Source organism: Variovorax xiamenensis (assembly GCF_050916385.1).
In the GTDB taxonomy this organism is placed as follows: Bacteria; Pseudomonadota; Gammaproteobacteria; order Burkholderiales; family Burkholderiaceae_C; genus Variovorax.
On the sequence record NZ_CP139038.1, the window covers coordinates 3,181,165 to 3,206,070 of the forward strand.

Annotated in this window: 24 protein-coding genes and 2 tRNA genes; 14 read left to right on the forward strand and 12 right to left on the reverse strand. The window is 64.8% G+C overall.

Annotated features, from left to right (window positions below; genetic code table 11):
• The first annotated feature begins 348 nt into the window (after nt 1-348).
• From SFB74_RS14440 to SFB74_RS14450, 3 genes are read left to right on the forward strand one after another with little or no spacing between them, the layout of a single operon-like run.
• On the forward strand, nt 349-615 hold the full coding sequence (locus SFB74_RS14440) for a hypothetical protein (RefSeq protein WP_432731474.1): 267 nt from the start codon (nt 349-351) through the stop codon (nt 613-615).
• Nucleotides 588-938, forward strand: a complete 351-nt coding sequence (locus SFB74_RS14445) for a hypothetical protein (protein WP_432731475.1) — start codon at nt 588-590, stop codon at nt 936-938. Before SFB74_RS14440 ends, SFB74_RS14445 begins: the two co-directional genes overlap by 28 nt.
• Nucleotides 935-1,222 (forward strand): DUF4224 domain-containing protein, encoded by a 288-nt coding sequence (locus SFB74_RS14450; protein WP_432731476.1) that lies wholly within the window; start codon nt 935-937, stop codon nt 1,220-1,222. The genes SFB74_RS14445 and SFB74_RS14450 overlap by 4 nt, the downstream gene beginning before the upstream one ends.
• A 49-nt stretch (nt 1,223-1,271) precedes the next feature.
• Here the strand turns inward: SFB74_RS14450 and SFB74_RS14455 are convergent, their stop codons facing one another.
• From SFB74_RS14455 to SFB74_RS14480, 6 genes are all read right to left on the reverse strand, one after another.
• A complete protein-coding gene (locus tag SFB74_RS14455; RefSeq protein WP_432731477.1) occupies nt 1,272-2,510 on the reverse strand; it encodes a tyrosine-type recombinase/integrase in 1,239 nt (412 codons plus the stop codon).
• 174 nt (nt 2,511-2,684) lie between these two features.
• Nucleotides 2,685-2,761 (reverse strand) — tRNA-Arg (locus tag SFB74_RS14460).
• A 185-nt stretch (nt 2,762-2,946) separates the two neighbouring features.
• Nucleotides 2,947-3,023 (reverse strand) — tRNA-Pro (locus tag SFB74_RS14465).
• Nucleotides 3,024-3,058: 35 nt separating this feature from the next.
• The gene (locus SFB74_RS14470) at nt 3,059-3,763 is read right to left on the reverse strand and encodes a glutathione binding-like protein (RefSeq protein WP_432731478.1); all 705 of its coding nucleotides are present in this window, start codon (nt 3,761-3,763) and stop codon (nt 3,059-3,061) included.
• 127 nt (nt 3,764-3,890) lie between these two features.
• On the reverse strand, nt 3,891-4,160 hold the full coding sequence (locus SFB74_RS14475) for a UBP-type zinc finger domain-containing protein (protein WP_432731479.1): 270 nt from the start codon (nt 4,158-4,160) through the stop codon (nt 3,891-3,893).
• A 44-nt stretch (nt 4,161-4,204) separates the two neighbouring features.
• Nucleotides 4,205-5,887: an FAD-dependent oxidoreductase gene (locus SFB74_RS14480; protein WP_432731480.1), complete on the reverse strand. Its 1,683-nt coding sequence runs from the start codon at nt 5,885-5,887 to the stop codon at nt 4,205-4,207.
• 173 nt (nt 5,888-6,060) lie between these two features.
• Here SFB74_RS14480 and SFB74_RS14485 point away from each other — a divergent pair, with 173 nt between their 5' ends.
• Genes SFB74_RS14485 through SFB74_RS14495 form a run of 3 tightly spaced genes read left to right on the forward strand, consistent with a single transcriptional unit; the run spans nt 6,061 to nt 9,741 of the window.
• Complete coding sequence (locus SFB74_RS14485) at nt 6,061-6,942, forward strand: GNAT family N-acetyltransferase (RefSeq protein WP_432731481.1); 882 nt, start codon at nt 6,061-6,063, stop codon at nt 6,940-6,942.
• Nucleotides 6,939-9,260: a polyphosphate kinase 1 gene (ppk1, locus tag SFB74_RS14490; protein ID WP_432731482.1), complete on the forward strand. Its 2,322-nt coding sequence runs from the start codon at nt 6,939-6,941 to the stop codon at nt 9,258-9,260. Before SFB74_RS14485 ends, ppk1 begins: the two co-directional genes overlap by 4 nt.
• A gap of 19 nt (nt 9,261-9,279) precedes the next feature.
• Nucleotides 9,280-9,741: a SixA phosphatase family protein gene (locus SFB74_RS14495; protein WP_171022539.1), complete on the forward strand. Its 462-nt coding sequence runs from the start codon at nt 9,280-9,282 to the stop codon at nt 9,739-9,741.
• A gap of 39 nt (nt 9,742-9,780) precedes the next feature.
• Here SFB74_RS14495 and SFB74_RS14500 read toward each other — a convergent pair whose 3' ends face one another.
• Complete coding sequence (locus SFB74_RS14500; RefSeq protein WP_432731483.1) at nt 9,781-11,301, reverse strand: exopolyphosphatase; 1,521 nt, start codon at nt 11,299-11,301, stop codon at nt 9,781-9,783.
• Nucleotides 11,302-11,563: 262 nt separating this feature from the next.
• Here SFB74_RS14500 and pstS point away from each other — a divergent pair, with 262 nt between their 5' ends.
• Genes pstS through phoR form a run of 7 tightly spaced genes read left to right on the forward strand, consistent with a single transcriptional unit; the run spans nt 11,564 to nt 18,215 of the window.
• Entirely contained in the window at nt 11,564-12,598 is a 1,035-nt protein-coding gene (gene pstS, locus SFB74_RS14505; RefSeq protein WP_432731484.1) for a phosphate ABC transporter substrate-binding protein PstS, read from the forward strand.
• 30 nt (nt 12,599-12,628) lie between these two features.
• Nucleotides 12,629-13,711, forward strand: a complete 1,083-nt coding sequence (pstC, locus tag SFB74_RS14510; RefSeq protein ID WP_432731485.1) for a phosphate ABC transporter permease subunit PstC — start codon at nt 12,629-12,631, stop codon at nt 13,709-13,711.
• Entirely contained in the window at nt 13,708-14,592 is an 885-nt protein-coding gene (pstA, locus tag SFB74_RS14515) for a phosphate ABC transporter permease PstA (protein WP_432731486.1), read from the forward strand. The genes pstC and pstA overlap by 4 nt, the downstream gene beginning before the upstream one ends.
• A gap of 20 nt (nt 14,593-14,612) precedes the next feature.
• Nucleotides 14,613-15,392 carry a phosphate ABC transporter ATP-binding protein PstB gene (gene pstB / locus SFB74_RS14520; RefSeq protein ID WP_432731487.1) on the forward strand — a complete coding sequence of 260 codons (780 nt, stop codon included), beginning with the start codon at nt 14,613-14,615 and terminating at the stop codon, nt 15,390-15,392.
• Between the two features lie 16 nt (nt 15,393-15,408).
• The gene (gene phoU / locus SFB74_RS14525; RefSeq protein ID WP_184638458.1) at nt 15,409-16,110 is read left to right on the forward strand and encodes a phosphate signaling complex protein PhoU; all 702 of its coding nucleotides are present in this window, start codon (nt 15,409-15,411) and stop codon (nt 16,108-16,110) included.
• 27 nt (nt 16,111-16,137) lie between these two features.
• Nucleotides 16,138-16,830 carry a phosphate regulon transcriptional regulator PhoB gene (phoB, locus tag SFB74_RS14530; RefSeq protein WP_007836652.1) on the forward strand — a complete coding sequence of 231 codons (693 nt, stop codon included), beginning with the start codon at nt 16,138-16,140 and terminating at the stop codon, nt 16,828-16,830.
• 44 nt (nt 16,831-16,874) lie between these two features.
• Nucleotides 16,875-18,215: a phosphate regulon sensor histidine kinase PhoR gene (phoR, locus tag SFB74_RS14535; RefSeq protein ID WP_432731488.1), complete on the forward strand. Its 1,341-nt coding sequence runs from the start codon at nt 16,875-16,877 to the stop codon at nt 18,213-18,215.
• Nucleotides 18,216-18,243: 28 nt separating this feature from the next.
• Here the strand turns inward: phoR and SFB74_RS14540 are convergent, their stop codons facing one another.
• From SFB74_RS14540 to SFB74_RS14550, 3 genes are all read right to left on the reverse strand, one after another.
• Nucleotides 18,244-19,587 carry an MATE family efflux transporter gene (locus SFB74_RS14540; RefSeq protein ID WP_432731489.1) on the reverse strand — a complete coding sequence of 448 codons (1,344 nt, stop codon included), beginning with the start codon at nt 19,585-19,587 and terminating at the stop codon, nt 18,244-18,246.
• Nucleotides 19,584-21,323, reverse strand: coding sequence for a hypothetical protein (locus tag SFB74_RS14545; RefSeq protein ID WP_432731490.1), 1,740 nt, complete (start codon nt 21,321-21,323; stop codon nt 19,584-19,586). Before SFB74_RS14545 ends, SFB74_RS14540 begins: the two co-directional genes overlap by 4 nt.
• 79 nt (nt 21,324-21,402) lie before the next feature.
• Nucleotides 21,403-21,672: a type B 50S ribosomal protein L31 gene (locus SFB74_RS14550; RefSeq protein WP_019653042.1), complete on the reverse strand. Its 270-nt coding sequence runs from the start codon at nt 21,670-21,672 to the stop codon at nt 21,403-21,405.
• A 188-nt stretch (nt 21,673-21,860) separates the two neighbouring features.
• Between SFB74_RS14550 and SFB74_RS14555 the strand changes: the two genes are divergently transcribed.
• Nucleotides 21,861-22,919 carry an oxidoreductase gene (locus tag SFB74_RS14555; RefSeq protein ID WP_432731491.1) on the forward strand — a complete coding sequence of 353 codons (1,059 nt, stop codon included), beginning with the start codon at nt 21,861-21,863 and terminating at the stop codon, nt 22,917-22,919.
• A 132-nt stretch (nt 22,920-23,051) separates the two neighbouring features.
• Here SFB74_RS14555 and rho read toward each other — a convergent pair whose 3' ends face one another.
• Nucleotides 23,052-24,317: a transcription termination factor Rho gene (gene rho / locus SFB74_RS14560; protein ID WP_126019051.1), complete on the reverse strand. Its 1,266-nt coding sequence runs from the start codon at nt 24,315-24,317 to the stop codon at nt 23,052-23,054.
• A gap of 187 nt (nt 24,318-24,504) precedes the next feature.
• A complete protein-coding gene (gene trxA / locus SFB74_RS14565; RefSeq protein WP_093431992.1) occupies nt 24,505-24,837 on the reverse strand; it encodes a thioredoxin TrxA in 333 nt (110 codons plus the stop codon).
• Nucleotides 24,838-24,906 lie beyond the last annotated feature (69 nt).

Here is a 24,906-nt window from a genome sequence, read left to right on the forward strand (position 1 = left end):
CATCTTGTCCTAGCCCTTACCCCGGCGGCCGTAGCCACTGTTCTCGGGCGGCAGGATGTCAGATTCGGGTCGCTCACGGGCCCAAATCTCAAGATCTTCAACCAGCCATGCCGTGCGCCCAGCACTGAGCTTGCGAGGTCTGGGAAGATCTCCGCGTGCCCTCAAGGCGTCGAGTGTGCTCTCAGAAATGGAGAGGAACGCTGCTGCGTCGGATCGTGCAAGAAATATTGGTCTGATGGAAACGATTGGTGAGCGTTCTTTGCGCATGGTCGCTCGAGTATCAGGGAGACTTGATGTAAAGCCGAGCGTCTGGTGGCGCAACGGTCGAACTGACATCATCACGGCACCATGCAATGCCCAGCCTGCAGCAGTGCCGAACAACGCGTCTTGCACACGCGCACCAGCGACTCCAAGATCACGCGCCTTCGCAACTGCGATGCCTGCGCCTACCGGTGGACGACTGTTGAGATCGATGCGCAGAAACTGAGCAGCCTGGAAAAGGCTGCTGCTGCGCTACGCGCTTTCGCTGCGGCTTGTAGAGATTTCGATGACTCCGCCTTCATACTTCAGAGAGAAGGGGACTTCGAATGCCGAAAGCCAAAGACACGGTCGTAGATCTGTTCGCAGCCGCTCTGCTGCGGACATTTGAGGAAATGAGCCGCGGCGAGCGTGAGTCAACGGCGGCGCGCAATCGAAAGGTGCCCGATTTGGTATTGCGCAGCACGAACGAGTCACGGTACCGGTGGGTGAGGTTGAGCAAGCACTGCGAGACCACCGGCGACACCCCCAACGCCGTGCACGCCCGCCGCCGTAAGCGGCTCTGGACCGACGGCGTGCAGTGCCGCAAGGGCCCGGACGGCAATCTCTACATCAATCCCGAGGAGTACAACAAGTGGATTGAAGCCGCTGGTCCAGGTGCAAAGGTTGGTCAGTCATGACGCTGCCCATGTTCCTCACGGACGCTGAGATCGTGGAGATCTGTGAGCCCTTGAAGTCTTCTGCAGCTCAGAAGCGCTTTCTCAGGTCACTGGGCGTTGTGGTCAACGAGAAGCCAAACGGGAAACCTCTCGTCGTGCGGTCCCATATTGAATGGGTGCTAAGCGGGCGCATCGGGCCGGCTGTCACCTTGCCTGGATTCGACCCGCGCAGTCAGCCGAACGTTGAGGGGTTGCTTGAGCATCTGAGCAAGCGAAAGCTCACTCGAAAGAAGAAGCAGGATTGAAGAGCCGCAGGCCGATGGGCTCACTTTTGAGCCCATCACGTCAAGACAGCTACGCCGCCTTGAACGCTAGGATCTTTGCGCCTTGGCGCAGCTCGTCGAGGTGGTTGGCCCACAGCTGCATCATCTTGCGGCGCTTCACCACGAACTCCGCTCGGTCATACGCGGCACCCAGCGGCCCGCTCTTGCCGTGTGCGAGCTGCGCTTCGATCACGTCGGGCTCGACGTCCATCTGCTCGACCATGATCGTGCGCGCCATCGCGCGGAAGCCGTGCGCTGTCATCTCGGTGTTGTCGAAGCCCATGCGGCGCAGCGCAGTGTTCACGGTGTTGTTGCTCATTGGCCGTTCGCCGGTTAGGAGACTGGGGAACGCGTACTGGCCGTGTCCCGTGAGCGGCTTCAGGTCTTCGAGGATCTGTACGGCCTGCGTGGGCAATGGCACCAGGTGCGGCCGGCCGTTGACTTTGGCCGCCTTCGTTCGCTTCATGTCAGCCGCTGGGATCGTCCACAGAGCCCTCTCGAGATCGACGTTCTCCCAGCGCATCTGGCGAATATTGCCGGGTCGCTGGAAGAGAAGGGCGGAGAGATTGAGCGCCGCGCGCGTGGCAGGCTGGCCTGCGTAGGCGGCGATAGCGCGCATGAGTTCGCCGGCCTTCACAGGCTCCAGCACGGCGGCCATGTGCTTCACCTGCACGGGCACGAGCGCCCCCTGCAGGTCGGGCGCCGGGTTGATGGTGCACCGGCCGGTGGCGATGCCATGGCGAAAGACCTGGCCGCACCACTGGCGCAGTGTGTGCGCTGTCTCGTGCGCGCCGCGGGCCTCAACGCGGCGCAGTACCTGGAGCAGCATCGGAGCCGTGATGATGGAGAGGGGCAGGCTGCCGAGCCAGGGGAAGGCGTCCTTCTCCATGATCGAGATCCACCGGTCGGCGTAGCGCGGACTCCAGGCCGAGCGCTTGGTCTTGTGATATTCGCGCGCCACAGCCTCAAAGCTGGCGTCTGTATCGACCTTGCGCTCGAGCTTCTCCAGTTGTCGGCGCTGTGCCGGGTCGATGCCTTGCTGCTGGATCTTGCGGGCATCGTCTCGACCGGTGCGCGCGGCTTTGAGCGTCACCTCGGGGTAGCTGCCTAGTGCCAGGCGCTTTTCCTTCCCGTCGAAGCGGTACTTCCAGAACCAACGCCTCGAGCCGCTTGGTTCGATCTGCAAGTAGAGGCCGCCGGAGTCGGCGAGGCGCAGTCGCAGCTTGTCGGTGGGGCAGATGGTCTTTTTGCAGGCGGTGTCGGTGAGCATGGGGGAACAAATTCGACGACAGAGGCCGAAACTGTACCCGTTCCCCCGTTTGTTCCCCCAAAATTGATGAATCTCACCGGTTCATCGTGAATGCTCGTGGAGCGAAAAGAGGGGCTTCTACAGGGGGAAAGTGGGTGCTCGTGGTGCCTTGTGGGGCTTCGTGGAGGACTGGATTGGCCTGCCCGGAGGGGATCGAACCCCCGACAACCTGCTTAGAAGGCAGGTGCTCTATCCAACTGAGCTACGGGCAGATTCCGGGCCGAAGAGAAGCCAGGAAAATCAATGACTTGAGCGCGATTGCTCTCAAGCGGCAGCGGCGGATTCTACCGAGTTCCGCGTCCTGATTCGCGGTGCGGGGCAGTTCCATGGCGAGCGTCGAGGCGCCAAACGAAAAAAGCACACAGCCGGTGGACGACTGTGTGCTCTTCGATTTTTGTGGTCGGGGCGAAAGGATTCGAACCTTCGACCCTCTGGTCCCAAACCAGATGCGCTACCAGGCTGCGCTACACCCCGACAAGCCTTCTATTCTAGCCCGGATAAAGGGGCCTTCAGCGTTTCTCGTATTGAGTCTTGCCAAAAAGGATCTCCCGCTCCTTGTCGCCGGTGATCGGCTGGCGCAGATCGGCCAGCACTTTCACGCCGCGCTGCACGGCCGGGCGTGCGGCGATGCCGTCGAACCAGTCCTTCAGACGGGGGAAGTCGGTGAGGGTGATGCCCTGGTTTTCCCAGCTGCGCAGCCACGGGAAGATGGCGATGTCGGCAATCGAGTAGCTCTTGCCGGCGATGAACTTGTTCTTCGACAGCTGCTTGTCGATCACGCCGTAGAGGCGCTTGGCTTCGTTGCTGTAGCGATCGATGGCATAGGCGATCTTCTCGGGGGCGTAGATGCGGAAATGATGCGCCTGGCCGAGCATGGGGCCGACGCCGCCCATCTGGAACATCAGCCACTGCAGCACGTCGTAGCGCTCACGGTCGCCGGTGGGCAGGAACTTGCCGGTCTTGCCCGCGAGGTAGACGAGGATGGCACCCGATTCGAAGAGCGAGATCGGCTTGCCGTCCGGACCGTCGGGGTCGGTGATGGCGGGGATCTTGTTGTTGGGGCTGATCTGCAGGAAATCGGGCGCGAACTGGTCGCCCTTGCCGATGTTCACGGGGTGCGCGTGATACGGCAGTCCGCACTCCTCCAGCATGATGTGAATCTTGTGGCCGTTCGGCGTGGGCCACGAATAGACCTCGATGGGCGATGCGGGCATGTTGTCTGGCACTCCGGTGATGAGATGTTTATGCGCGTTCGATGGGAGCCCGGCAGCATATACGTGCAAATTCAAGCGCGTGCCGGCGCGGGAATTCGCAATCTGGCTGGCGGAATTCCAGGAAATCTCAGCCGACTTGCTTCTCGTGCAGGTTGCACCACATCCAGCTTTCGCCGGGTTCGAGCGACCGGATGACGGGGTGGCCTTCGGCGTGCGAATGCCGCGTGGCGTGACGATTCTTAGACGAATCGCAGCAGCCGATGTGTCCGCAGTGCACGCACAGGCGCAGGTGGACCCAGGTGTCGCCGGTCTTCAAGCAGTCTTCGCAGCCACGCTGTTGCTGTGCGTGGGGCTGCGCGATATCGGTGGGAACGTGGTCGCAGGGTTTGATGGGCAAACTGGAGCTCCTTCTGGTTTGTGGTGGTTGGGCCGATGCGCGCTTCAGGCCACGGCCGAGGCCTGCGACAGGTGCTGGTGAATCAGCGCGACCGCCGCCGCGCCTTCGCCAATGGCGCCGCCCACGCGCTTGACCGAGCCGGAGCGCACATCGCCCACTGCGAACACGCCCGGCACGCTCGATTCGAGCGCAGCGGATGGCCGGGCCGGAAAGCCGCGGCTGGCGGCGTCCCCGGTCAACACGAAGCCGTGTTTGTCAACGGCCACGCCGCAGCCTTCGAGCCATGAGGTCTCCGGCTCCGCGCCCACGAAGAGAAAGATGTTGCGCGCCGCGCAGTCATGCTCGTTGCCAGAGGTATGACAGCGCCATGTCGCGCCCGTGAGACCTTCGTCGGAGCCGCCATGCAGCCGGACGAGCTCGGTGTGCGGCTGCAGTGAGATGTTCGGCGTCGCCTCGATCCGATCGATCAGATAGCGCGACATGCTCGCGGCAAGCGACGGCCCGCGCACCAGCACGTTGACCTTGGCCGCGTGGCGCGACAGGAAGACCGCAGCCTGGCCGGCCGAGTTGCCGCCGCCGACCAGCGCCACTTCCTGCTGCGCGCAGATCTTCGCCTCGATCGCCGATGCCCAGTACCAGACGCCGCGGCCCTCGAATTCGGCAAGGCGCGGGACCTCGGGGCGGCGATAGCGCGCACCGCTGGCGATGACCACCGTGCGCGCATGGATCGTGCGGCCGTCGGCCAGCGATATGGCGAGGCTTTCGAGCGAGTTCTCGCGCGAGCAGTCGAGCGAGACGACCTTGGCCGGAATGAGCATCTCGACGCCGAATTTCTGGGCCTGCACGAATGCGCGGCCCGCCAGCGCCTGCCCGGATATGCCGGTGGGAAAACCCAGGTAGTTCTCGATGCGCGCGCTGGCGCCGGCCTGGCCGCCGAATGCGCGGCAGTCGAGCACGATCACGCGCAGGCCTTCGGAGGCCGCGTACACCGCGGTCGCCAGGCCAGCGGGCCCGGCACCGACGACGGCCACGTCGTAGAGCTCGTTGCGCTCGGCCGTGTCGACCATGCCGAGGCAGCGCGCCAGCGCATCGTCGCTCGGGTTGACCAGTACCGAGCCGTCAGGGCATACCGCCAGCAGCTTACAGGCGCCGTACTGGTGGAGCAGCGCGGCGGCGTCAGGGTCCTGGGCTGCGTCGACCAGGTGATATGGATAGCCGTTGCGGCGCAGGAAGTTCTCGAGCCGCGCCATGTCGGGCGAATGCGGCTGGCCGATCAGGACCGGCCCGCTGGCGCCAGATTCGATCAGCGCCACGCGCCGCAGGATCAACGCGCGGGTGATGCGCTCGCCGAGGTCGGCTTCGGCCACCAGCAAGGCGCGAAGCTGCGCGGGCGATACCAGCAATGCTTCCACGTCTTCGTCGGCGTGGCCGTCGACGAGGGCAGGGCGGCCGCTCAACTGGCCGACTTCGGCAAGGAATTCGCCGGGCCCTTGCCGCACGATCGGCACTACATGACCCAGCCCGTCGCGTTGCGTGACAGCTACAACGCCTTTCAGCAGCACGAACATGCCGGGGCCGGTTTCGCCTGCGGTGAAGAGCCGGGTGCCGCGCGCGAACTGCTGCACGGTGCCAAAGCGCGCAATGCGCGCAATCTCCGTGTCACTGAGGACCGGGAAGGTCTGGTGGAGGCGGCTGGTGTCGGTGCCGTTGGCGGCGGTTGTGGCCATGAGTGGAACTCCATTTCGCGAATCCACCGCATTAGACGACGAAGCCGGCTCCAGCGGTTTGCAGGCGTTTCACGGGTGGCTTTGGGCTGTAACGGCGTCACGCGCCTGCAATGTTCCTGACATGCCCGCTTCATCGCATGTGCGGAGACTCCCTCGGCAGAAAGGGTTTCCCCATGAAAGAACTGCCCAACCCGACGTTTCCGCTTTCGCAGATCGGGCTCCGCGCGGCCTTGTGGCCCGCTCCTGCAACCAACGCTTCCCCGGTTGCCGCTCGTACGTCGGTGCCCCAGGCCCCCGCAGTCATCCTGCCGCAGGCCGTCGAGTCCAAGCAAGGCATCACCGTCGGCTGGGCCCGCCACGTCGACGACGTACGCGCTGCCCAGCGTCTTCGCTACGACGTGTTTGTTGGTGAAATGGGCGCCCGGGTTTCCTCGCCGCTGGCCGGCCACGACATCGACCTTTTCGACGACTTCTGCGAGCACCTTCTGGTGCGCGACGAGCTGACCCAGCAAGTCATCGGCACCTACCGCGTGCTCACGCCGGCTCAGGCCCGCCGGGTCGGCAGCACTTACAGCGATACTGAATTCGACCTCACCCGCCTGCGCGACCTGCGCGAGCGCATGGTGGAGCTCGGCCGCAGCTGCGTGCACCCCGATCACCGCCAGGGCGGCGTGATCCTTGCGCTCTGGGGGGCCCTGGCAGGGTTCATGCACCGCAACAAGCTGGACACGATGATCGGCTGCGCGAGCATTCCGATGTCACATAACGGTGTCACGAACGGCGACGCCGCCGCCAGCATCTGGCGCCAGGTTTCGGCCAAGCACATGGCGCCTATCCAGTATCAGGTGCAGCCCCGCCTGCCGCTGCCGGTCGAGCGCCTCGACAGCACGCTCGACGTGGAGCCCCCGGCGCTCATCAAGGGCTACCTGCGCCTGGGCGCAAAGGTGCTCGGTGCGCCCGCCTGGGACCCGGATTTCAACGCAGCCGACCTGCCGATGCTGATGCGCATCGACGACCTGCCGGCGCGTTACCGCAAGCACTTCCTGGGCGCATGAAGCCGGCGGCCGACCGGCCCGAAACCGGGCCGCTCGCTCCCTCATCTGGTGCCCTCGGCCAGCAATCCGCTGGATCCGAGGCGTCACCGAATAGTCATGGAACTGTCACAAGAGGGGCTGACACTGTCATATTTCAGCCTGTGTTTCCTCCTGTGTCGCCTGCTTCAGAATCAGTGTCCATGTCACCCGCCTCCGCAGACCCGTCCGTCGACATTGCGGCACCCGAGTTCACGTTGCTGGACCGCGATCACAGCATTCTTTCGTTCAACGAACGCGTGCTCGATTGGGCGCATCGCAAAGAAGTGCCCCTGATCGAGCGATTGCGTTACCTGTGCATCGTTTCGTCGAATCTCGACGAGTTCTTCGAGGTTCGCGCCGCGCCCCATCTGATCGCGGGCAGCGCCGGTGACCACAAGGGCACCTACACGGTCGAATCGTTCGAGCGCCTGGCGGAGGCTGCCCACAAGCTGGTGGCGCGCCAGTACGAGCTGTACAACGATGAGCTGATGCCGACTTTTGCGATGCACGGCATCCGCATCATTTCGCACGGCGAACGCAACCCGGCGCAGCGCAAATGGGTCAGCGAGTATTTCGAGCGCGAGGTGCGCCCGCTGCTGATTCCGGTCGGTCTCGATCCGGCGCATCCGTTTCCCCAGGTGGCCAACAAGTCGCTCAACTTCATCGTGAGGCTGGGGGGCAAAGATGCTTTCGGGCGTGAAAACCCGATCCAGATCGTCAAGCTGCCGCGTGTGTTGCCGCGCCTGATCAAGATGCCGGCCAAGGTTTCGGAGGGCAAGACGCTGTTCGTGGCGCTCTCCAGCGTGGTGCGTGCGCATCTGGGCAGCATGTTCCCTGGGCGAGAGGTCGGCGATTTCTCTCAGTTCCGCGTCACCCGGCATTCCGATCTTGCGGTGGACGAGGAAGACGTCAAAAACCTGCGCACTGCGCTGCGCCAGGGCCTGCAGCACCGCCACTATGGCCAGGCTGTGCGTCTCGAAGTTTCGGCGAGCTGTGCCGAATCGCTCGCGAGCTTCCTGCTGGCGCAGTTCAACCTGCCGCCCGAGGCGCTGTATCGCGTGCATGGCCCCGTCAACCTGGCCCGGCTCACGCAGTTGGCCGACCTGCTCGACGAGCCGCAGCTGCGTTTTCCGCCGTATCGCGCGTCCTATCCCGTCACCTTGTCGTCCAGCCAGTCGTTCTTCGAGCAACTGCAGCGAGGCGATGTGCTGATCCACCAGCCATTCGAGAGCTTCGAAGGCGTGCTGGCCTTTCTGCGCGAAGCGGTGCAAGACCCACAGGTGCTGGCGATCAAGCAGACCATCTACCGCACGGGCGCCGACTCGGAAATGATGGACCTGCTGCGCGAAGCCGTTCGCCGCGGCAAGGAAGTCACGGTGGTGGTGGAGCTGAAGGCTCGCTTCGACGAAGAAGCGAACATCAACTGGGCCGAGATGCTCGAGTCGATCGGCGCACAGGTGGTGTATGGCGTGGTGGGCCTCAAGACGCACGCGAAGATGCTGCTGGTAACGCGCCGCGAGGGCAAGCAGCTGCGCCGCTACGGCCATCTTTCCACGGGCAACTACAACCCGCGCACCGCCAGGCTCTACACCGACATCAGCCACCTCACGGCCGATCCGCTGCTGACAGCCGACATGGAAGCTGTCTTCGTGCACCTTGCGAGCCAGAGCCGCCTGCCGAAGCTCAATCGCATGTGGCTGGCACCTTTCGACCTGCACAAGAACGTCATCGCCCAGATCGATGCCTTGGGTCTGGCCGCCGCGGCCGGCCAGCCGACGCGCATTGTCGCCAAGATGAATGCACTGACCGACGACGAAATCATCGCCTCGCTGGTTCGCGCCGGGCAGAAGGGCGTGAAGATCGACCTGATCGTGCGCGGTGCGTGCACGCTGCCCGCGCAGGTGCCGGGCGTGACCGACAACATCCGGGTGCGCTCGGTGATCGGCCGCTTCCTGGAGCATTCGCGAGTCTTCTACTTCCGCAACGGCGAGGATGAGTCGCTGTACCTGTCGAGCGCCGACTGGATGAACCGCAACATGATGCGGCGTGTCGAACTCGCATGGCCGGTGACGGACCCCGGACTGCGCCAACGGCTGATCGACGAATGCCTGGTGGCCTATCTGCACGATGGCCGCGACGCCTGGGACCTGGGCGCGGACGGCACGTACATGCGGGTCAATCACGATACGCATTCGGGCGAAGCGGGTGCGTCGCCCGTCGTCGAGGCCCATGGTGCGCAGGCGGCGCTCATGAACCGCTATGCATCACGAGGGCATCTCAGAGATGCATCAAGCAACTGACGATCGAAAGACGATGACCATGGACTTGATCTTCTGGCGTCATGCCGAAGCCGAGGACTGGACCGAGGGGTGCGACGACATGCAGCGCTCGCTCACCGCACGTGGCGAGAAGCAGGCGAAGCGGATGGCCGCCTGGCTCGATCGCCAGTTGCCGGATGGCACGCGCATCATCTGCAGTCCGGCGCGGCGCTGCGAACAGACGGCGCTGGCGCTGGGCCGTAAATACAAGCTGCGTTCGGAGCTGGCCCCCGACACCACCGCCGAGGCGCTGCTCGGCGCGGCCGGCTGGCCCAATGGCAAGTCGGTGGTGCTGATGATCGGCCATCAGCCATCTGTAGGGCAGGCGATCTCGCTGCTGCTGGGCCTGAAGCAGGACAGCTGCCCGGTGCGCAAGGGGGCGTTGTGGTGGATTCGCACGCGCGAGCGCGATGGCGACGTGCAGACCGTCGTGGTGACGGTGCAGTCGCCGGAGCTGCTCTGACTGGATAACTAAGAAGGAAGGAGCGGCTGAGGCGGCCGCTCAGCAGCCGCTGAGCTCCACCCGCCAGTTGCTGGTCTTCTGCCAGGCCAGCACTTCTTCGCGCAGCAGATGCGCCGATTGCGGATATGCCTCGGCCCAGTCCGGCGCGCAGGCGATGGTGAAGGCCCGTGCACCCAGCGCCGCGAGGTGAAGCGCCTGCGGATCGGGGTCGCGCCGTGCGTGGCACAGGATCACTGCGAGCCGCAGCGACAGCAACTGCATCACGAAGGTTTCATCGTCCAGCGATGCCTCGAGCTTGCGAAGCTTGCCGCGCTGGCCGAGCACCAGTTGGCCCAACGCATGCAGTTCGTTGACTGCAAAGCCCGGCGCATCGGTGTTGTCGAGGATGTAGGCGCCGTGCTTGTGATAGTCGCTGTGCGATACCTGCGTGCCGATCTCATGGAGTTGCGCGGCCCACCCGAGCTTGCGCAGCGCGCGGCCGGCCCGGTTGGTGGTGCTGCCACCGCGTGCGGCGGGTGACAGCTGCACGAAAAGGGCAGCAGCGGTATCGCCCACACGCCGAGCCTGCTCCGGATCGACCGCGAATCGGTTGGCCAGCCGCCCCACGGTGGTGGTGCGCATGTCGGCAACACTCTCGTCGCGCTCCAGCAGCTCGTAGAGCACCCCGTGGCGCAGGGCCCCCTGGGCGACCTTCATCTCGTCGATGGAGAGCAGGTCGAACACCGCCCGCAGCACGCTCAGGCCGCCGCCGATCACGGCCTTGCGGTCTTCCCGCATGCCATCGATGCGCAGTTTGTCGGCGCTGCCGGCCTTGAGCAGCCGATCGAGCAGCCAGTCGAGCCCCTCGCGCGTGACGAGTCCGGGCTCGCCGCCGGCCGCGGCCAGCACATCGCCGACCGCGCCGATGGTGCCCGAGGCGCCGTAGGCTACGTCCCACTGGTCGCGCGTGTAGCTGCCGAGCGCATCGTCGAGCACGGCCTTGGCCGCGACTTCGGCGGCACGGAAGGCGGTCTGGGTGAAAAGGCCCTCTCCGAAGTGCTTCATCGACCAAGCGACGCTGCCGACGCGGTACGACTCCATGCGGTCGGCTTCCAGGGCGTGGCCGATGATCATTTCGGTGGAGCGCCCGCCGATGTCGACCACCAGCCGGCGTTCGCGGTCGGATGCGTCGTTGTGCGGCAGCATGTGCGCCACACCCTGGTAAATAAGACGGGCTTCTTCGCGCCCCGGGATCACGTCGATGCCGAACCCCAGAATGGTGCGTGCGCGCAACAGGAATTCTTCCCGGTTGCGTGCTTCGCGCAGGGTTTGCGTGGCCACGGCCCGCACCTGCGAGCGCTTGAAGCCTGCCAGGCGCTCTCCGAAGCGTGCGAGGGCGTCCCAACCGCGCTGCATCGCTTCGGTGGTGAGATTGCGCGCGCTGTCCAGGCCGTTGCCTTGGCGCACCGTCTCCTTGAGGTATTCGGTGCGGTGGATCTGGCCATGGTCGACCTGTCCGATTTCGAGCCGGAAACTGTTCGACCCCAGGTCGACTGCTGCGAGGCGGGTGCCGTTTTGCATGTGTTCTGAAAGAGAGGGCGGGGATTCTTTGTGTTTGATCGTAGCGCCGTGACAGGGCGCGCCGCCTCCCGAATCGCGCAGCGGCGAGGTTCGGAAGGCTAGGGGTGCCGAATGACGGTTGTGTGACAGCGTCACACGAAACACCGATGAAATAAAGGCATTTTCCCTCGATAGAGGGGTGTCACATCGATGTCACACAAGCTTTCTAGAGTCCGTCCCAAGCCCGAAAAGGGACTACTTCTTACTTCTAAAAGGAAGCTTCATGAAAACGACGTTCAAATTTGCAACAGCCGGTCTCGTGGCCGCGATGTTCTCCATTCCTGCCTTCGCACAAGATGTGACTGGCGCCGGCGCCAGCTTCCCGGCTCCGCTGTATGCCAAGTGGGCTTCCGACTTCAACAAGGCCACCGGCGTCAAGATCAACTACCAGTCGGTCGGCTCGGGCGCCGGCATCAAGCAGATCGAAGCCAAGACCGTCGACTTCGGCGCTTCGGATGCTCCCCTGAAGGACGACGAACTCCAGGCCAAGGGCCTGATGCAGTTCCCCACCGTCATCGGCGGCGTGATCCCCGTGGTCAACATCCAGGGCGTGAAGCCCGGCGAACTGAAGCTCAACGGCCAGGTTCTGGGCGACATCTACCTGGGCAAGATCACCAAGTGGAACGACCCCGCCATCAAGGCCCTGAACGGTTCGCTGAACCTGCCCGACGCTGCCATCGCACCGGTTCGCCGCGCCGACGGTTCGGGCACCAGCTTCCTGTTCACCAACTACCTGAGCAAGGTCAATGCCGAGTGGAAGTCCAAGGTCGGCGAAGGTACGGCCGTGAACTGGCCCACCGGCGCGGGTGGCAAGGGCAATGAAGGCGTTGCCGCCTTCGTGAACCGCCTGCCGAACTCCATCGGCTACGTCGAATACGCCTACGTCAAGCAGAACAAGATGACGTACGCCCAGATGCAGAACGCCGCCGGCACCTACGTGTCGCCCGACGACTCGGCATTCAAGGCCGCCGCCGCCGGCGCCGAGTGGAACAAGAGCTTCTACCAGGTGCTGACCAACCAGGCTGGCAAGGATGCATGGCCGATCACCGGCGCCACCTTCATCCTGATGCACAAGGTGCAGGACAAGCCCGCCAACGCGACCACCGTGCTCAAGTTCTTCGACTGGGCCTACAAGAGCGGTGACAAGACGGCCGACGAGCTCGACTACGTGCCGATGCCCGACGCCGTGAAGGCCACCATCGCGAAGGCATGGGGTGAGGTGAAGGACTCGTCGGGCAAGGCCGTCGCGTTCAAGTAAACCTACCCATCAGTCCAGGACGGCGCGCCCATGAGCAATTCTTCGCTCGAGGACGCGCCGCTTTCGTCTTTGCCGGAGCGACCAGTGTCATCCACCTTTCCTGCCGCCACCACCTCCCTCGACCTCGCGGCCGAGCGTGGTCGTGCCACCGCACCTCCGCCGCCTGTGAAGGCACCGCGCTCCGGCCCCATGGCCGACCGGCTGTTCGGCTGGGCCGCCAAGGGCGCCGCCTTGCTGACGCTCGCGATGCTTATCGGCATCCTGCTGTCGCTGGTTGCCGGCGCCTGGCCCGCCATCTCGAAATACGGCCTCGGCTTCCTCACGAGCAGCGTGTGGGACCCGGTCAAGGACGAGTACGGCGGCCTGGTGATGATCTACGGCACGCTGGCCACCTCGTTCATCGCACTGGTGATCGCGGTGCCGGTGAGCTTCGGCATTGCACTCTTCCTCACCGAACTTTCGCCCAGCTGGCTCAAGCGCCCGCTGGGTACGGCCATTGAACTGCTGGCGGCCGTGCCTTCCATCGTCTACGGCATGTGGGGCCTGCTGGTGTTCGGGCCGATCCTGTCGACCTGGGTGCAGCAGCCGCTGCAGAAGCTGCTTTCCGGCGTGCCGTACCTCGGCGCACTGGTGTCCGGTCCGCCCGTTGGCATCGGCATCCTGTCGGCCGGCATCATCCTCGCGATCATGATCATCCCGTTCATCGCCTCGGTGATGCGCGACGTGTTCGAGGTGACACCGCCGCTGCTGAAGGAGTCGGCGTACGGCCTCGGGTCCACCACCTGGGAAGTCGTCTCCAAGGTGGTGCTGCCCTACACCAAGGCTGGTGTGATCGGCGGCATCATGCTCGGCCTCGGCCGGGCGCTGGGTGAAACGATGGCGGTCACGTTCGTGATCGGCAACATGAACCAGCTCAACTCCCTTTCCGTGTTCGAGGCCGCGAACAGCATCACCTCGGCACTCGCCAACGAATTCGCCGAAGCCGGCGCGGGCCTGCACCAGGCCGCGCTGATGTACCTCGGCCTCGTGCTGTTCTTCATCACCTTCGTCGTGCTGTCGCTCTCCAAGATGCTGCTGGCCAAGATGAAGAAGAGCGAAGGAACCAAGTCGTGAGCACCGCTCAGAATCTTCTCGTGGCCAAGGCATTGGCCGAAACGCGCCAGGCCAAGTTCGCCGCGCGCAACCGCGTCAACAAGATCGCGCTCACGCTGTCGCTCGCCGCAATGGCCTTCGGCGTGTTCTGGCTGATCTGGATCCTCTGGGAAACCTTGCGCCAGGGCGTGGGTGGCCTCGCCATCGCCACGTTCACCCAGATGACGCCGCCGCCGAACGAGGCGGGCGGCATCGCGAACGCGATCTTCGGCTCGTTCGTGATGGTCATGCTGGCCACCTTCGTGGGCACGCCCATCGGCATCATGGCCGGCATCTACCTGGCCGAGTACAACCCCAAGGGCTGGCTCTCCTCCGTCACGCGCTTCGTCAACGACATCCTGCTGTCGGCGCCGTCGATCGTGATCGGCCTGTTCGTCTATGCCGTGGTGGTGGCCTACTTCAAGACCTTCTCCGGTCTGGCTGGTGCCATTGCACTCGCGCTGATCGTGATTCCGGTGGTGATCCGCACCACCGAGAACATGCTGCAGCTGGTGCCGCCGGGCCTGCGCGAAGCCGCCTATGCGCTGGGCACGCCGAAGTGGCGCGTCATCACCAACATCACGCTGCGCGCTGCCCGTGCCGGTGTGGTCACCGGTGTGCTGCTGGCCGTGGCGCGTATTGCCGGCGAGACCGCGCCGCTGCTCTTCACCGCGCTGAACAACCAGTTCTGGACCGCCGACGTGAGCCAGCCGATGGCCAGCCTGCCGGTCACGATCTTCAAGTTCGCAATGAGCCCGTACGAGAACTGGCAACAGCTGGCATGGGCCGGTGTGTTCCTGATCACGATTGCCGTGCTTGCCCTCAACATCCTGGCGCGGGTACTGACGCGCAACAAACATTGAACCCGGAAGAAGAAAACAACATGCCAAATACCGTCGCACAACCGTCGCGCTCGAAGATCTCGGTCAAGGACCTGAACTTCTACTACGGCAAGTTCCACGCGCTCAAGGGCATCAACCTCGAAATTCCCGAGAACAAGGTCACGGCCTTCATCGGCCCGTCGGGCTGCGGCAAGTCGACCCTGCTGCGTACCTTCAACCGCATGTTCGAGCTCTATCCGGAGCAGCGCGCCGAGGGCACCATCGCCCTCGACGGCGAGAACCTGCTCACCTCGAAGCAGGACGTGGCTCTCATCCGCGCCAAGGTCGGCATGGTGTTCCAGAAGCCCACGCCGTTCCCGATGTCGATCTACGACAACATCGCCTTCGGCGTGAAGCTGTTCGAGAACCTCTCGTCCAGCGAAATGGACGACCGTGTCGAGTGGGCCCTGAAGAAGGCCGCGCTGTGGACCGAAGTGCGCGACAAGCTGCAGCAAAGCGGCTCCGGCCTCTCCGGCGGCCAGCAGCAGCGTCTTTGCATCGCACGCGGCATCGCTATCAAGCCCGAAGTGCTGCTGCTCGACGAGCCCTGCTCGGCGCTGGACCCGATCTCGACCGCGAAGATCGAGGAGCTGATCGCCGAGCTCAAGAACGAATACACGGTGGTCATCGTCACGCACAACATGCAGCAGGCCGCCCGCTGCAGCGACTACACCGCCTACATGTATCTCGGCGACCTGATCGAGTTCGGCGCCACCGAACAGATGTTCTTCAAGCCGCAGCGCAAGGAGACCGAGGACTACATCACCGGCCGTTTCGGTTGAAGTCAAAGGAGACAACATGACCGAGAAACATCTCTCCAGCCAGTTCGACAGCGAGCTCAACGGCGTTTCGTCGCGCGTGATGGAGCTTGGCGGCATGGTCGAATCGCAGATCAACCAGGCCGTGTACGCGCTGCTGCAGTTCGATCCCGAAGCGGCCAACCGCGTGATGGAAACCGAGCACCGCGTCAACGCGATGGAAATCGACATCGACCGCGAGCTGTCGTCGATCATCGCGCGCCGCCAGCCGACCGCACGCGACCTGCGCCTGCTGATCGCCATCAGCAAGACCACCGCCAACCTCGAGCGCGTGGGCGACGAGGCCAACAAGATCGCGCGCATGGTCAAGTCGATCATCGAAAGCGGGGCGGCCCGGCAACTGCCGACCACCGAGCTGCGCATCGCAGCCGACCTGGCGGCAGGCCTGCTGCGCAAGGCGCTCGATGCCTTCGCCCGGCTCGATACCGCCGCGGCGCTGTCGATCCTGAAGGACGACGACCTGATCGACAAGGAATTCGACGGTTTCGTGCGCAAGCTGGTCACCTACATGATGGAAGACCCGCGCACGATCTCGGCCAGCCTGGATCTGCTGTTCCTGGCCAAGGCCATCGAACGTATCGGCGATCACGCGAAGAACATCGCCGAATTCATCATCTACATCGTCAAGGGTGCCGATGTGCGGCACACTTCGATGCAGGAAATCGAGTCCGCGCTGCAGTAACAACCGCGGCAAGACTCCAAAGAAAGCATGAAGAAACCCCGAGTCCTGATCGTCGAAGACGAGTCCTCGATCGCCGAGCTGATCGCCGTCAACCTGCGCCATAACGGCTTTGAGCCGATCTGGTCGGAAGATGGCGCCGCAGCCCAGCGTGAGATCGACGCCTTCCTGCCGGATCTGATCCTGCTCGACTGGATGTTGCCCGGCCAGAGCGGCCTGCAGCTCGCGCGCCAGTGGCGCAAGGACCCGCGCACCAAGGCCATCCCGATCCTGATGCTGACCGCGCGCGGCGACGAACCCGACAAGGTCGCCGGCCTCGATGCCGGCGCCGACGACTACATCACCAAGCCATTCTCGACCCAGGAAATGCTGGCCCGCATCCGCGCGGTGCTGCGCCGCCGGGCACCGGAAGTGGTCACGGAGCGTGTCGAAATCGGTGAGCTTGCCCTCGATACCTCCACGCATCGCGTGACCTGGCAGGGCGGTGCACTGAAGGTCGGGCCGACCGAATTCAAGCTTCTGGCCTACCTGATGCAGCATGCCGAGCGCGTGCACAGCCGTGCGCAGCTGCTCGACAAGGTGTGGGGTGACCACGTCTACATCGAGGAGCGCACGGTCGACGTGCACGTCAAGCGCCTGCGCGAATCGCTGGGTGCGGCGGCGCCGATGGTCGAAACCGTCCGCGGAGCGGGCTACCGCCTGACCGCTCAAGTCACGGTTTGACCGCTGTGGGCCCCATCGGCCGCGGGCGCGGATAATCGCCCGCCATGCCTTTTCGAATTGCTACCTTTTTAATAGCGTCCCTCGTCGTAGGAGTGGGCGCTATCGGCATTTTTGGCTGGAAATTCGGCTGGCTCGGTGCCTGGCTTGGCGCGGTGCTCTGGCTGGGATTGGACGCGTGGCGTGCCGACCGCCTGATGCGGGTGCTGCGCAACGATGCCGCTGGGCTGCCGTCGCGCGGGCCGGGCGTCTGGGGCGAGTTGTCGGAGCGCATCCGCAAGCTTCTGCGCGACCGCGAGCAGCAGACGCGGCAGGCCGAAGACCGCCTGCAGGAGTTCCTTGCGGCAATCCAGGCCTCGCCCAATGGCGTGGTGCTGCTCGACGAGCAGGGCCGCATCGAGTGGTGCAACCAGACGGCGGCCAGCCAGTTCGGCATCGATGCCGAGCGTGACCTGGCACAGCATCTTGCGAACCTCGTACGCGACCCCGCCTTCGTGGCGTACCTCGCATCCTGGAACTACAGCCGCGACGTGGTCATCGATGCCTCCGGGCTCGCCCATGGCCATCAGCGCAGCCATCCGGTGCGGTTGTCGGTGCAGGTGCATCCCTATGCCGGCAATCGCCGCATGCTGCTCACCCGTGACATCACCGCGCTCGAGCAGGCCGAGGCGATGCGACGCGATTTCGTGGCGAACGTATCGCACGAGATCCGCACGCCGCTCACGGTGCTGGCGGGCTTCGTCGAGACCCTGCAGAACCTGCCGCTCGATGCGGATGAGCGCACGCGATACCTGTCGCTGATGGGGCAGCAGTCGCACCGCATGGAAACGCTGGTGAACGACCTGCTGACCTTGTCGCGGCTTGAAGGCAGCGCGCCGCCTTCCGGCAGCCAGTGGATTCGCATTCGCGCGCTGTTTGCGCAGTGCGAAGACGAAGGGCGCGGCCTTTCAGGGCGCCTGACGCCTCAGGGGCACCGGCTGTCGTTCACCGTCGATGCCGAGTCGGAGGTTTCGGGCGCGCCTACCGAGTTGCAGAGCGCGATGTCGAACCTGCTGAGCAACGCCATCCGCTACACGCCCGGTGGTGGCGAGGTGGCCGTGAGCTGGCGGGTGCTGCCGGACGGGCGCGGCGAGTACGCCGTGAAAGATACCGGCCCGGGCATCGCCGCCGAGCACATTCCTCGGCTGACCGAGCGCTTCTATCGCATCGACCGCAGCCGCTCCCGAGAAACCGGGGGCACCGGGCTGGGGCTGGCGATCGTCAAGCACATCGCCCAGCGGCATGGTGCGGAACTGCGTATCGAGAGCACGGTGGGCAAGGGCTCCCGCTTCGCGCTGGTGTTTCCGGCGGCGCGCGTGCGCGAGGCACGTGTGATGGCCAAGCAGTAGGCCAACGGGGCCTTCGCCTTCGTTCGCTCTATCTTGCGCGCCGGCGCATCGTCCAGCGCAGCAGCGCGCCAAACAGCAGGGCCGTCAGGGCGAGTGCGGCGGCGCTCATGATCCAGAACGCCAGCGGCGATTGCATGGCGGCCCAGGGGCCGAGGCCACGGTAGGCGAGCAGATAGCTGCCACCCAGGCCCAGCCCCCACAGCATCGCGCAGTAGATCACCAGCGGTGCCAGCGTGACCCGATAACAGCGCAACACGAACACACAGAAGGTCTGCACGGCATCGGCGAAGTGATACAGCGCCACGGCAAGCAGCAGCGAGCCGGCCATCGCAATGACGGCCGGGTTGTCGGAGTACACGTTGGCCAGCTCGTTGCGCAGCACGGCCATGACCGCTGCATAGAAAAGCGCGCACAGGGCGGTCAGCTCGAAGCCCAGGCGGCAGGCATGACGCGCCCTGGCGGCATCGCCGGCGCCGAGCCAGAAACTCACACGGGCGCTGGTGGCAATGGCCAGCGACAGCGGCGTCATGTAAGCCACCGCCAGCAGGTTCGACGCGATCTGGTGCGCCGCTGCGGCGGCCGTGCCGAGCCGGGCGATGAACAGGGCCATCAGCGTGAACGAAGTGACTTCGACCAGCACCGCAAGGCCGCCCGGCACCCCGAGGCGCGCGAACTTGCGGATCTGCTGCCAGTCGGGAGCCTCGATACGTTTCCAGAGCCCGTAGTCGGCATAGAACGGCCGGTTGCGCAGCAGCCAGACGGCGCAGCCGAGCATGGTCCAGTTCACGCAAAGCGTGGCCCAGCCACAGCCCACGAGGCCCATGGCCGGCAGGCCCGCGCCACCAAAAGTGAACCAGATGGACAGCGGCAGCTTCACGACCAGCGAGCCCAACTGAAGCCACGTCACGAGCTGGGGCCTGCCCAGGCTCTGGTTGAGCGTGCTGAACAGGCGAAAGAGCAGGGCGGGCGCCAGCGCGAAGGCCAGCACGGCAAGGTAGGACTCGACTTCGCCGCGCATCTGCTCCGGCACCTGGGTCCATTGCAGGACAGACCCCGGCAGCAGAAGGATCGTCATGCCAACCACGATGGCGATGGCCGCGAGGTACAGCGATTGCCGCACCGAACGGCCCACCTCGTCACCGCGCCCGCCGCCGTGCAGTTCGGCCCAGATGGGCAGCAGCGCCTGCAGAACGCCCATCAGCGAGACGTAGACGCTGACGAAGACCGCGGCGCCAACCGACAGCGCTGCCAATGCCTGCTCGGAGTAGCGGCCGGCGATGATGGTGTCGGTCACGCCGAAGGCCATCACGGCCAGTTGGCCGACGAGCACCGTGCCCGCATGCCGCGCGATCAGAGCCCGTTCGCCCCTCACTGCGGCGTGATCTTCTCGTAGAGCAGGAGGTCGTCGGCTGGGCTGCTCGGGCGGCGCAGAGTGCCGGCGAAGCGCCACTGGTCGAAAGGAATGATGGTGTGCAGGCGCTCGATCGTGTCGGGGCTCACCAGCAGCCAAGGGCAGTCGGTACCCAGCAGCAGCGGCTGCACGTTAAAGTTGCCGTGATGGCGCAGCGCCGCGATGTGCGGACGGCTCAGCGCAAGCTCCGCAACGCAGCGCGGCTGGCCCACGCGCTCGGCCACGGCGCGGATCTGCGGCACGTAGCTGCGCGCGTAGTCGATGGGCGGCAGCCACAGGGTCATCAGCAGCATCCAGCACAGGGCCGTGCCGCCGGCCGGCAGTACCAGCGTCTTCCAGAGCGCGGCGCGGTGCCGTCCCGTGCGCCAGCGCACCAGCCAGCACCAGGCGATGGTCGCGGCCACGGCGAGCACCACCGCAATCGGCGAGAACTCGGGGACGAAGCCAGGCACCAGCCGCGCGACACTTGCCGCTGGCTTGGGCGGCACGCCGGTCTGCATGGCGATCCAGTAGATCCAGCCCAGCACGGCGAGGCCGCTGAAGAACAGCACGTTGAACCAGTCGATCAGCGCCGCGGCGCTGCGCCGAAAGGTGGGGAGGGCGAATGCTGCGAGCGTGGCGAAAGCGGGCAGCGCCAGCAGCAGCGAACGGTCGGAGTAGTCGGTGGTCCAGGTGGCGGCCAGTGGCACCAGCGCGAACCAGAAGGGCAGTGCGACATGGCGCGCCGTGAGCTGCCGCCGCCAGCGCCAGAGCGTCCAGATGGCGAGGGGCCAGACAGGCCAGGTGAACCAGACCAGCAGCTTGGCCTGGCTGCGCAAGTCACCCATCAGGGTGCTGCCGGCCACGGTGATCTTCCAGGTCGGCAGCTTCAGGCTGAACACGAGCACCGCCGCCAGGGCGGTGATGCCGATCATCGTGAGCAGCGCGCCGCGCGTGTAACCGGGCCCGTTGCTCTCGTCGTCGGCGAAATCCTCGCTGGCGGACTGCGCGGCGAGCCGGCGTTCGTAGGCGATGTAGAGAGCACCGCCGACGGCCAGCGCAAGCCCGACGGTGGGGGCGCCGCTCAGCGTGATGCCGATGGTGCCCACGGCCAGCGCGATCACGGGTCCGGCGCGGCGGTAGGGCAGCGCGGCCACACCATAGAAAAGATGCGAGGCGAAGAAGAGCTGGGCCAGCGCGGGCGTGGTCTCGTGGCCAAGTTGGGCAAGGCCGAGGCAGGCAATCAGCGCCAGCAGGCCTCCGTCCGCGATGGCTCGCGCGTAGTCGGTGGGCCGGGCTTCACCGCCGAAGGCAAAGGCCACGGGCTGGGCGCGCGCGGTGCGGGCCAGGTAGTACACGGCGTACCAGGTGGCCGTGAATGTGCCCCAGAGCAGGAATGCGAAAGCGACGCGAACGGCCAGGTCCGGGTTGATCCAGGAGGGGGCGATCTTGATGGCCAGGGCGCCGATCCAGTAGGGGACCAGGGCCGGGGTTTCGGGGCGCAGGCCCAGCAGCATCGGATCGAACCAGCGCGCGATGCCTTCGGTGCTGCGGGCCAGTTCGGCCATGTAGCCGAAGGCAGTGATGTCGGCACTCTTCCAGGGGCCCCGCCCGACCAGCCCCGGCAGCAGATAAGCTGCGCAGAGCAGGAGCAATGCGATGCGCGGCAGCCGGCGCACGGCGCTCTGGGCAACGATCGCGGGGGTGGGCTGGTTCAAGTGGTGGGAAGAGGCAGGATTCGGAAAGAAAAAGGGCAGCGCGGTAAACCGGGCTGCCCTCGACGCAAAAGCGCGTACCTTACTTCGAGGCGGCGCCGGTGGTCTTGCCGAAGCGGTTGCGGAACTTCTCGACGCGACCGCCCATGTTGTCGACCGACTTCTGCGTGCCGGTGTAGAACGGGTGCGATTCGCTCGTGGTGTCGAGCTTGAACAGCGGCAGTTCGCGGCCGTCGTCGGTCTTGCCCATTTCCTTGGTGTTCGCGCACGAACGGGTCACGAACTTGAAGCCGTTCGACATGTCGACGAACAGGACTTCGCGGTAATTCGGGTGGATGCCTTCTTTTGCCATGATGTTTCCTTTTGCGCTTTTGGAATCAATGCGCGGTCGATGCGAGAGCCACCAGCGTGCCAGCAATCTGACGCGCCACCCGGACTTGGAGAAGTCCTGGGAGCCGGACCAAGCTGTCCGGCCGCACTTTTCGCGGAGCCTGCGATTATCGCATACTGCCCCATTTGCGAGCAAACCAAGGCCCTCCCATGACCTCCAAACCCTTGCGCGCAGGCCTCGTCGGCTATGGTTTTGCCGGCCAGACCTTCCATGCGCCCGTGCTTTCGGCCGTTCCGGGGCTGGAACTGGCAGCGGTGGCGAGTTCGCAGCCGCACAAGGTCCACGCCGACTGGCCTGGTGTGGCCGTGGTGCCGGACCTGTCCGCGCTCTTGGCGCGCTCGGACATCGACCTGATCGTGGTTGCCACGCCCAACGCCCAGCACCACCCGGTCGCCAAGGCCGCGCTGGAAGCCGGCAAGCACGTCGTCGTGGACAAGCCGTTCACGCTCGATGTGACTGAGGCGAGGGAGCTCGAATTGTTGTCTGGGCGCAACAATCGTGTCCTGGCGGTCTACCAGAACCGGCGCTTCGATTCCGATTTCCTGACTCTCAAGGACGTTCTCGCTTCCGGCGAGTTGGGCCGCCCTGTGTACCTGGAGTCGCATTTCGACCGTTTCCGCCCCGAAGTGAAGGAGCGCTGGCGCGAGCAGGCCGTGCCCGGCTCGGGCCTCTGGGTGGACCTGGGCTCCCACCTGGTCGATCAGTCGGTACAGCTTTTCGGCCGACCCGACACGATCCAGCTCGACACCGCAGTCCTGCGTGACGGCGCCGTGGTCGAGGACTACTTCCATGCCGTGCTGCGCTACGAGGCCGGGCCGCATGCACCGCTGCGCGTGGTGCTGCATTCGACGACCCTGGCGGCCCATGCTGCGCCTCGCTACATCGTGCACGGCACGCGCGGAAGCTACGTGAAGCACGGCGTCGATACGCAGGAAGATGCGCTGCGCGCCGGGCAGCGGCCGCCCACCGAAGGGTGGGGCACCGATCCGCTGGACGGAGAACTCTTGCTGGCAGGGCCCGGCGGGATTTTCGTCAAGCGAAGCATCCCGACGCGAGCCGGCAACTACGTCGACTACTACGCCGCGGTTCGCGACGCCATCCTCGGCCATGGTCCCAATCCAGTGCCGCCCGAACAGGCTGTTGCGCTGATGGAGTTGCTCGACCTCGGTCGCCAGAGCGCTCTCGAGGGCCGTGCGATTCGCACATGAAAAATGCCCGCACGAGGCGGGCATTCATTCGTGGGGTGCCACAGATCCGGCTTCGCCGGTCAGTGGGCACCGCCCCCGGTAGGGGGGTGGCATAGCGACACGAAGTGCGCGCAGCCTGGGGGCGAGTAACAGTTACCCGCCGCGACGCATCATGTCGAAGAACTCGACATTGGTCTTCGTCGCCTTCATGTTCTTGAGCATCAGCTCCATTGACTCGATCTCGTCCATGTTGTACATGAGCTGACGCAGGATGCGGGTCTTCTGAAGGATCTCGGGTGCCAGCAGCAGCTCTTCGCGGCGGGTACCGCTGCGGTTGAGCTGGATCGAGGGGAACACGCGCTTTTCGTACAGGCGGCGGTCGAGGTGGATTTCGGAGTTGCCGGTGCCCTTGAACTCTTCGAAGATCACTTCGTCCATACGGCTGCCGGTGTCGATCAGCGCGGTGCCGATGATGGTCAGCGAGCCGCCTTCTTCTACGTTGCGCGCGGCGCCCAGGAAGCGCTTGGGACGCTGCAGCGCGTTGGAGTCGACACCGCCGGTCAGCACCTTGCCCGACGAGGGCACGACGTTGTTGTAGGCGCGGGCGAGGCGGGTGATCGAATCGAGCAGGATCACCACATCCTTCTTGAGCTCGACCAGGCGCTTGGCGCGCTCGATGACCATCTCGGCCACGTGCACGTGGCGCGCAGCGGGCTCGTCGAAGGTCGAGGCAATGACCTCGCCCTTCACCGTGCGCTGCATTTCGGTCACTTCTTCAGGGCGCTCGTCGACGAGCAGCACCATCATGTGGACGTCGGGATAGTTGGCGCTGATGGCGTGGGCGATGTGCTGCATCATCACCGTCTTGCCGCTCTTGGGCGGTGCCACGAGCAGGGCACGCTGGCCTTTGCCGATGGGCGCGATGATGTCGATGATGCGGCCCGTGATGTTCTCATCGCCCTTGATGCCGTCGCGCTCGAGCTTCATCTGCTCCTTGGGGAACAGCGGCGTCAGGTTCTCGAACATCACCTTGTGCTTGTTCTGCTCCGGCGGACCGTTGTTGACCTTGTCGAGCTTGGTCAGCGCGAAGTAACGTTCGCCGTCCTTGGGCGTGCGCACTTCGCCTTCGATCATGTCGCCGGTGTGCAGGTTGAAGCGGCGCACCTGGCTGGGCGAGATGTAGATGTCGTCCGTGCTGGCCGTGAAGCTGGTGTCGGGGCTGCGCAGGAAGCCGAAGCCGTCGGGCAGTATTTCGAGCACGCCGTCGGCGAAGACCTGTTCGCCGGCCTTCGCGCGCTTCTTGATGATCGCGAACATCAGCTCCTGCTTGCGCATGCGGCCGACGTTTTCGATCTCAAGCGCTTCAGCCTGCTTGAGGACTTCAGACACGTGGAGTGCCTTGAGTTCGTTTAAGTGCATGGAATGACCCCTCGCGGGGCAATCGAACTGGAAACGGGGGGAGGTTGAACGTGAAGCGAGAACTGCCTCACCAACCGGGGAACTCGAACCGGTTGCCTCTGGGTGAAAGGACCGGTGATCTGGAGGAGATTATGACAGGAAAAACGCGCCGGCCAACGCATTGCGCGCTGGCCGGTTGAAATGTCGCTTAGGCGAGTTGCTGGTCGATGAAGGCCGTGAGCTGGGCCTTGCTCATCGCGCCGACCTTGGTGGCGGCCAGCTGGCCGTCCTTGAACAGCATCAGCGTGGGGATACCGCGAATGCCGAACTTGGCGGGGATATCGCGGTTCTCGTCGACGTTGAGCTTGGCGATCTGCAGCTTGCCTTCGTATGCGGCCGACACTTCGTCCAGGATGGGGGCGATCATCTTGCAGGGGCCGCACCATTCGGCCCAGTAGTCGACCAGCACGGGCTGGCTGGACTTGAGCACGTCGGCCTCGAAGGAGGAATCGGAGATGTGTTTGATGAGTTCGCTGGCCATGTGTGAATCCTTGTGCGCAGAGAGTTTCGGTGCAGCTAAAGTGCTGGTCATTGTGACAGAAACCAAGGG

Excerpts from the sequence above, each read along its gene's own strand:
- SFB74_RS14440 (WP_432731474.1), top strand. The coding sequence starts at position 349 with ATGCAATGCCCAGCCTGCAGCAGTGCCGAACAACGCGTCTTGCACACG.
- SFB74_RS14445 (WP_432731475.1), top strand. The coding sequence starts at position 588 with ATGCCGAAAGCCAAAGACACGGTCGTAGATCTGTTCGCAGCCGCTCTG.
- SFB74_RS14450 (WP_432731476.1), top strand. The coding sequence starts at position 935 with ATGACGCTGCCCATGTTCCTCACGGACGCTGAGATCGTGGAGATCTGT.
- SFB74_RS14455 (WP_432731477.1), bottom strand. The coding sequence starts at position 2,510 with ATGCTCACCGACACCGCCTGCAAAAAGACCATCTGCCCCACCGACAAG.
- SFB74_RS14470 (WP_432731478.1), bottom strand. The coding sequence starts at position 3,763 with ATGCCCGCATCGCCCATCGAGGTCTATTCGTGGCCCACGCCGAACGGC.
- SFB74_RS14480 (WP_432731480.1), bottom strand. The coding sequence starts at position 5,887 with ATGGCCACAACCGCCGCCAACGGCACCGACACCAGCCGCCTCCACCAG.
- SFB74_RS14485 (WP_432731481.1), top strand. The coding sequence starts at position 6,061 with ATGAAAGAACTGCCCAACCCGACGTTTCCGCTTTCGCAGATCGGGCTC.
- ppk1 (WP_432731482.1), top strand. The coding sequence starts at position 6,939 with ATGAAGCCGGCGGCCGACCGGCCCGAAACCGGGCCGCTCGCTCCCTCA.
- SFB74_RS14495 (WP_171022539.1), top strand. The coding sequence starts at position 9,280 with ATGGACTTGATCTTCTGGCGTCATGCCGAAGCCGAGGACTGGACCGAG.
- SFB74_RS14500 (WP_432731483.1), bottom strand. The coding sequence starts at position 11,301 with ATGCAAAACGGCACCCGCCTCGCAGCAGTCGACCTGGGGTCGAACAGT.
- pstS (WP_432731484.1), top strand. The coding sequence starts at position 11,564 with ATGAAAACGACGTTCAAATTTGCAACAGCCGGTCTCGTGGCCGCGATG.
- pstC (WP_432731485.1), top strand. The coding sequence starts at position 12,629 with ATGAGCAATTCTTCGCTCGAGGACGCGCCGCTTTCGTCTTTGCCGGAG.
- pstB (WP_432731487.1), top strand. The coding sequence starts at position 14,613 with ATGCCAAATACCGTCGCACAACCGTCGCGCTCGAAGATCTCGGTCAAG.
- phoU (WP_184638458.1), top strand. The coding sequence starts at position 15,409 with ATGACCGAGAAACATCTCTCCAGCCAGTTCGACAGCGAGCTCAACGGC.
- phoB (WP_007836652.1), top strand. The coding sequence starts at position 16,138 with ATGAAGAAACCCCGAGTCCTGATCGTCGAAGACGAGTCCTCGATCGCC.
- phoR (WP_432731488.1), top strand. The coding sequence starts at position 16,875 with ATGCCTTTTCGAATTGCTACCTTTTTAATAGCGTCCCTCGTCGTAGGA.
- SFB74_RS14550 (WP_019653042.1), bottom strand. The coding sequence starts at position 21,672 with ATGGCAAAAGAAGGCATCCACCCGAATTACCGCGAAGTCCTGTTCGTC.
- SFB74_RS14555 (WP_432731491.1), top strand. The coding sequence starts at position 21,861 with ATGACCTCCAAACCCTTGCGCGCAGGCCTCGTCGGCTATGGTTTTGCC.
- rho (WP_126019051.1), bottom strand. The coding sequence starts at position 24,317 with ATGCACTTAAACGAACTCAAGGCACTCCACGTGTCTGAAGTCCTCAAG.
- trxA (WP_093431992.1), bottom strand. The coding sequence starts at position 24,837 with ATGGCCAGCGAACTCATCAAACACATCTCCGATTCCTCCTTCGAGGCC.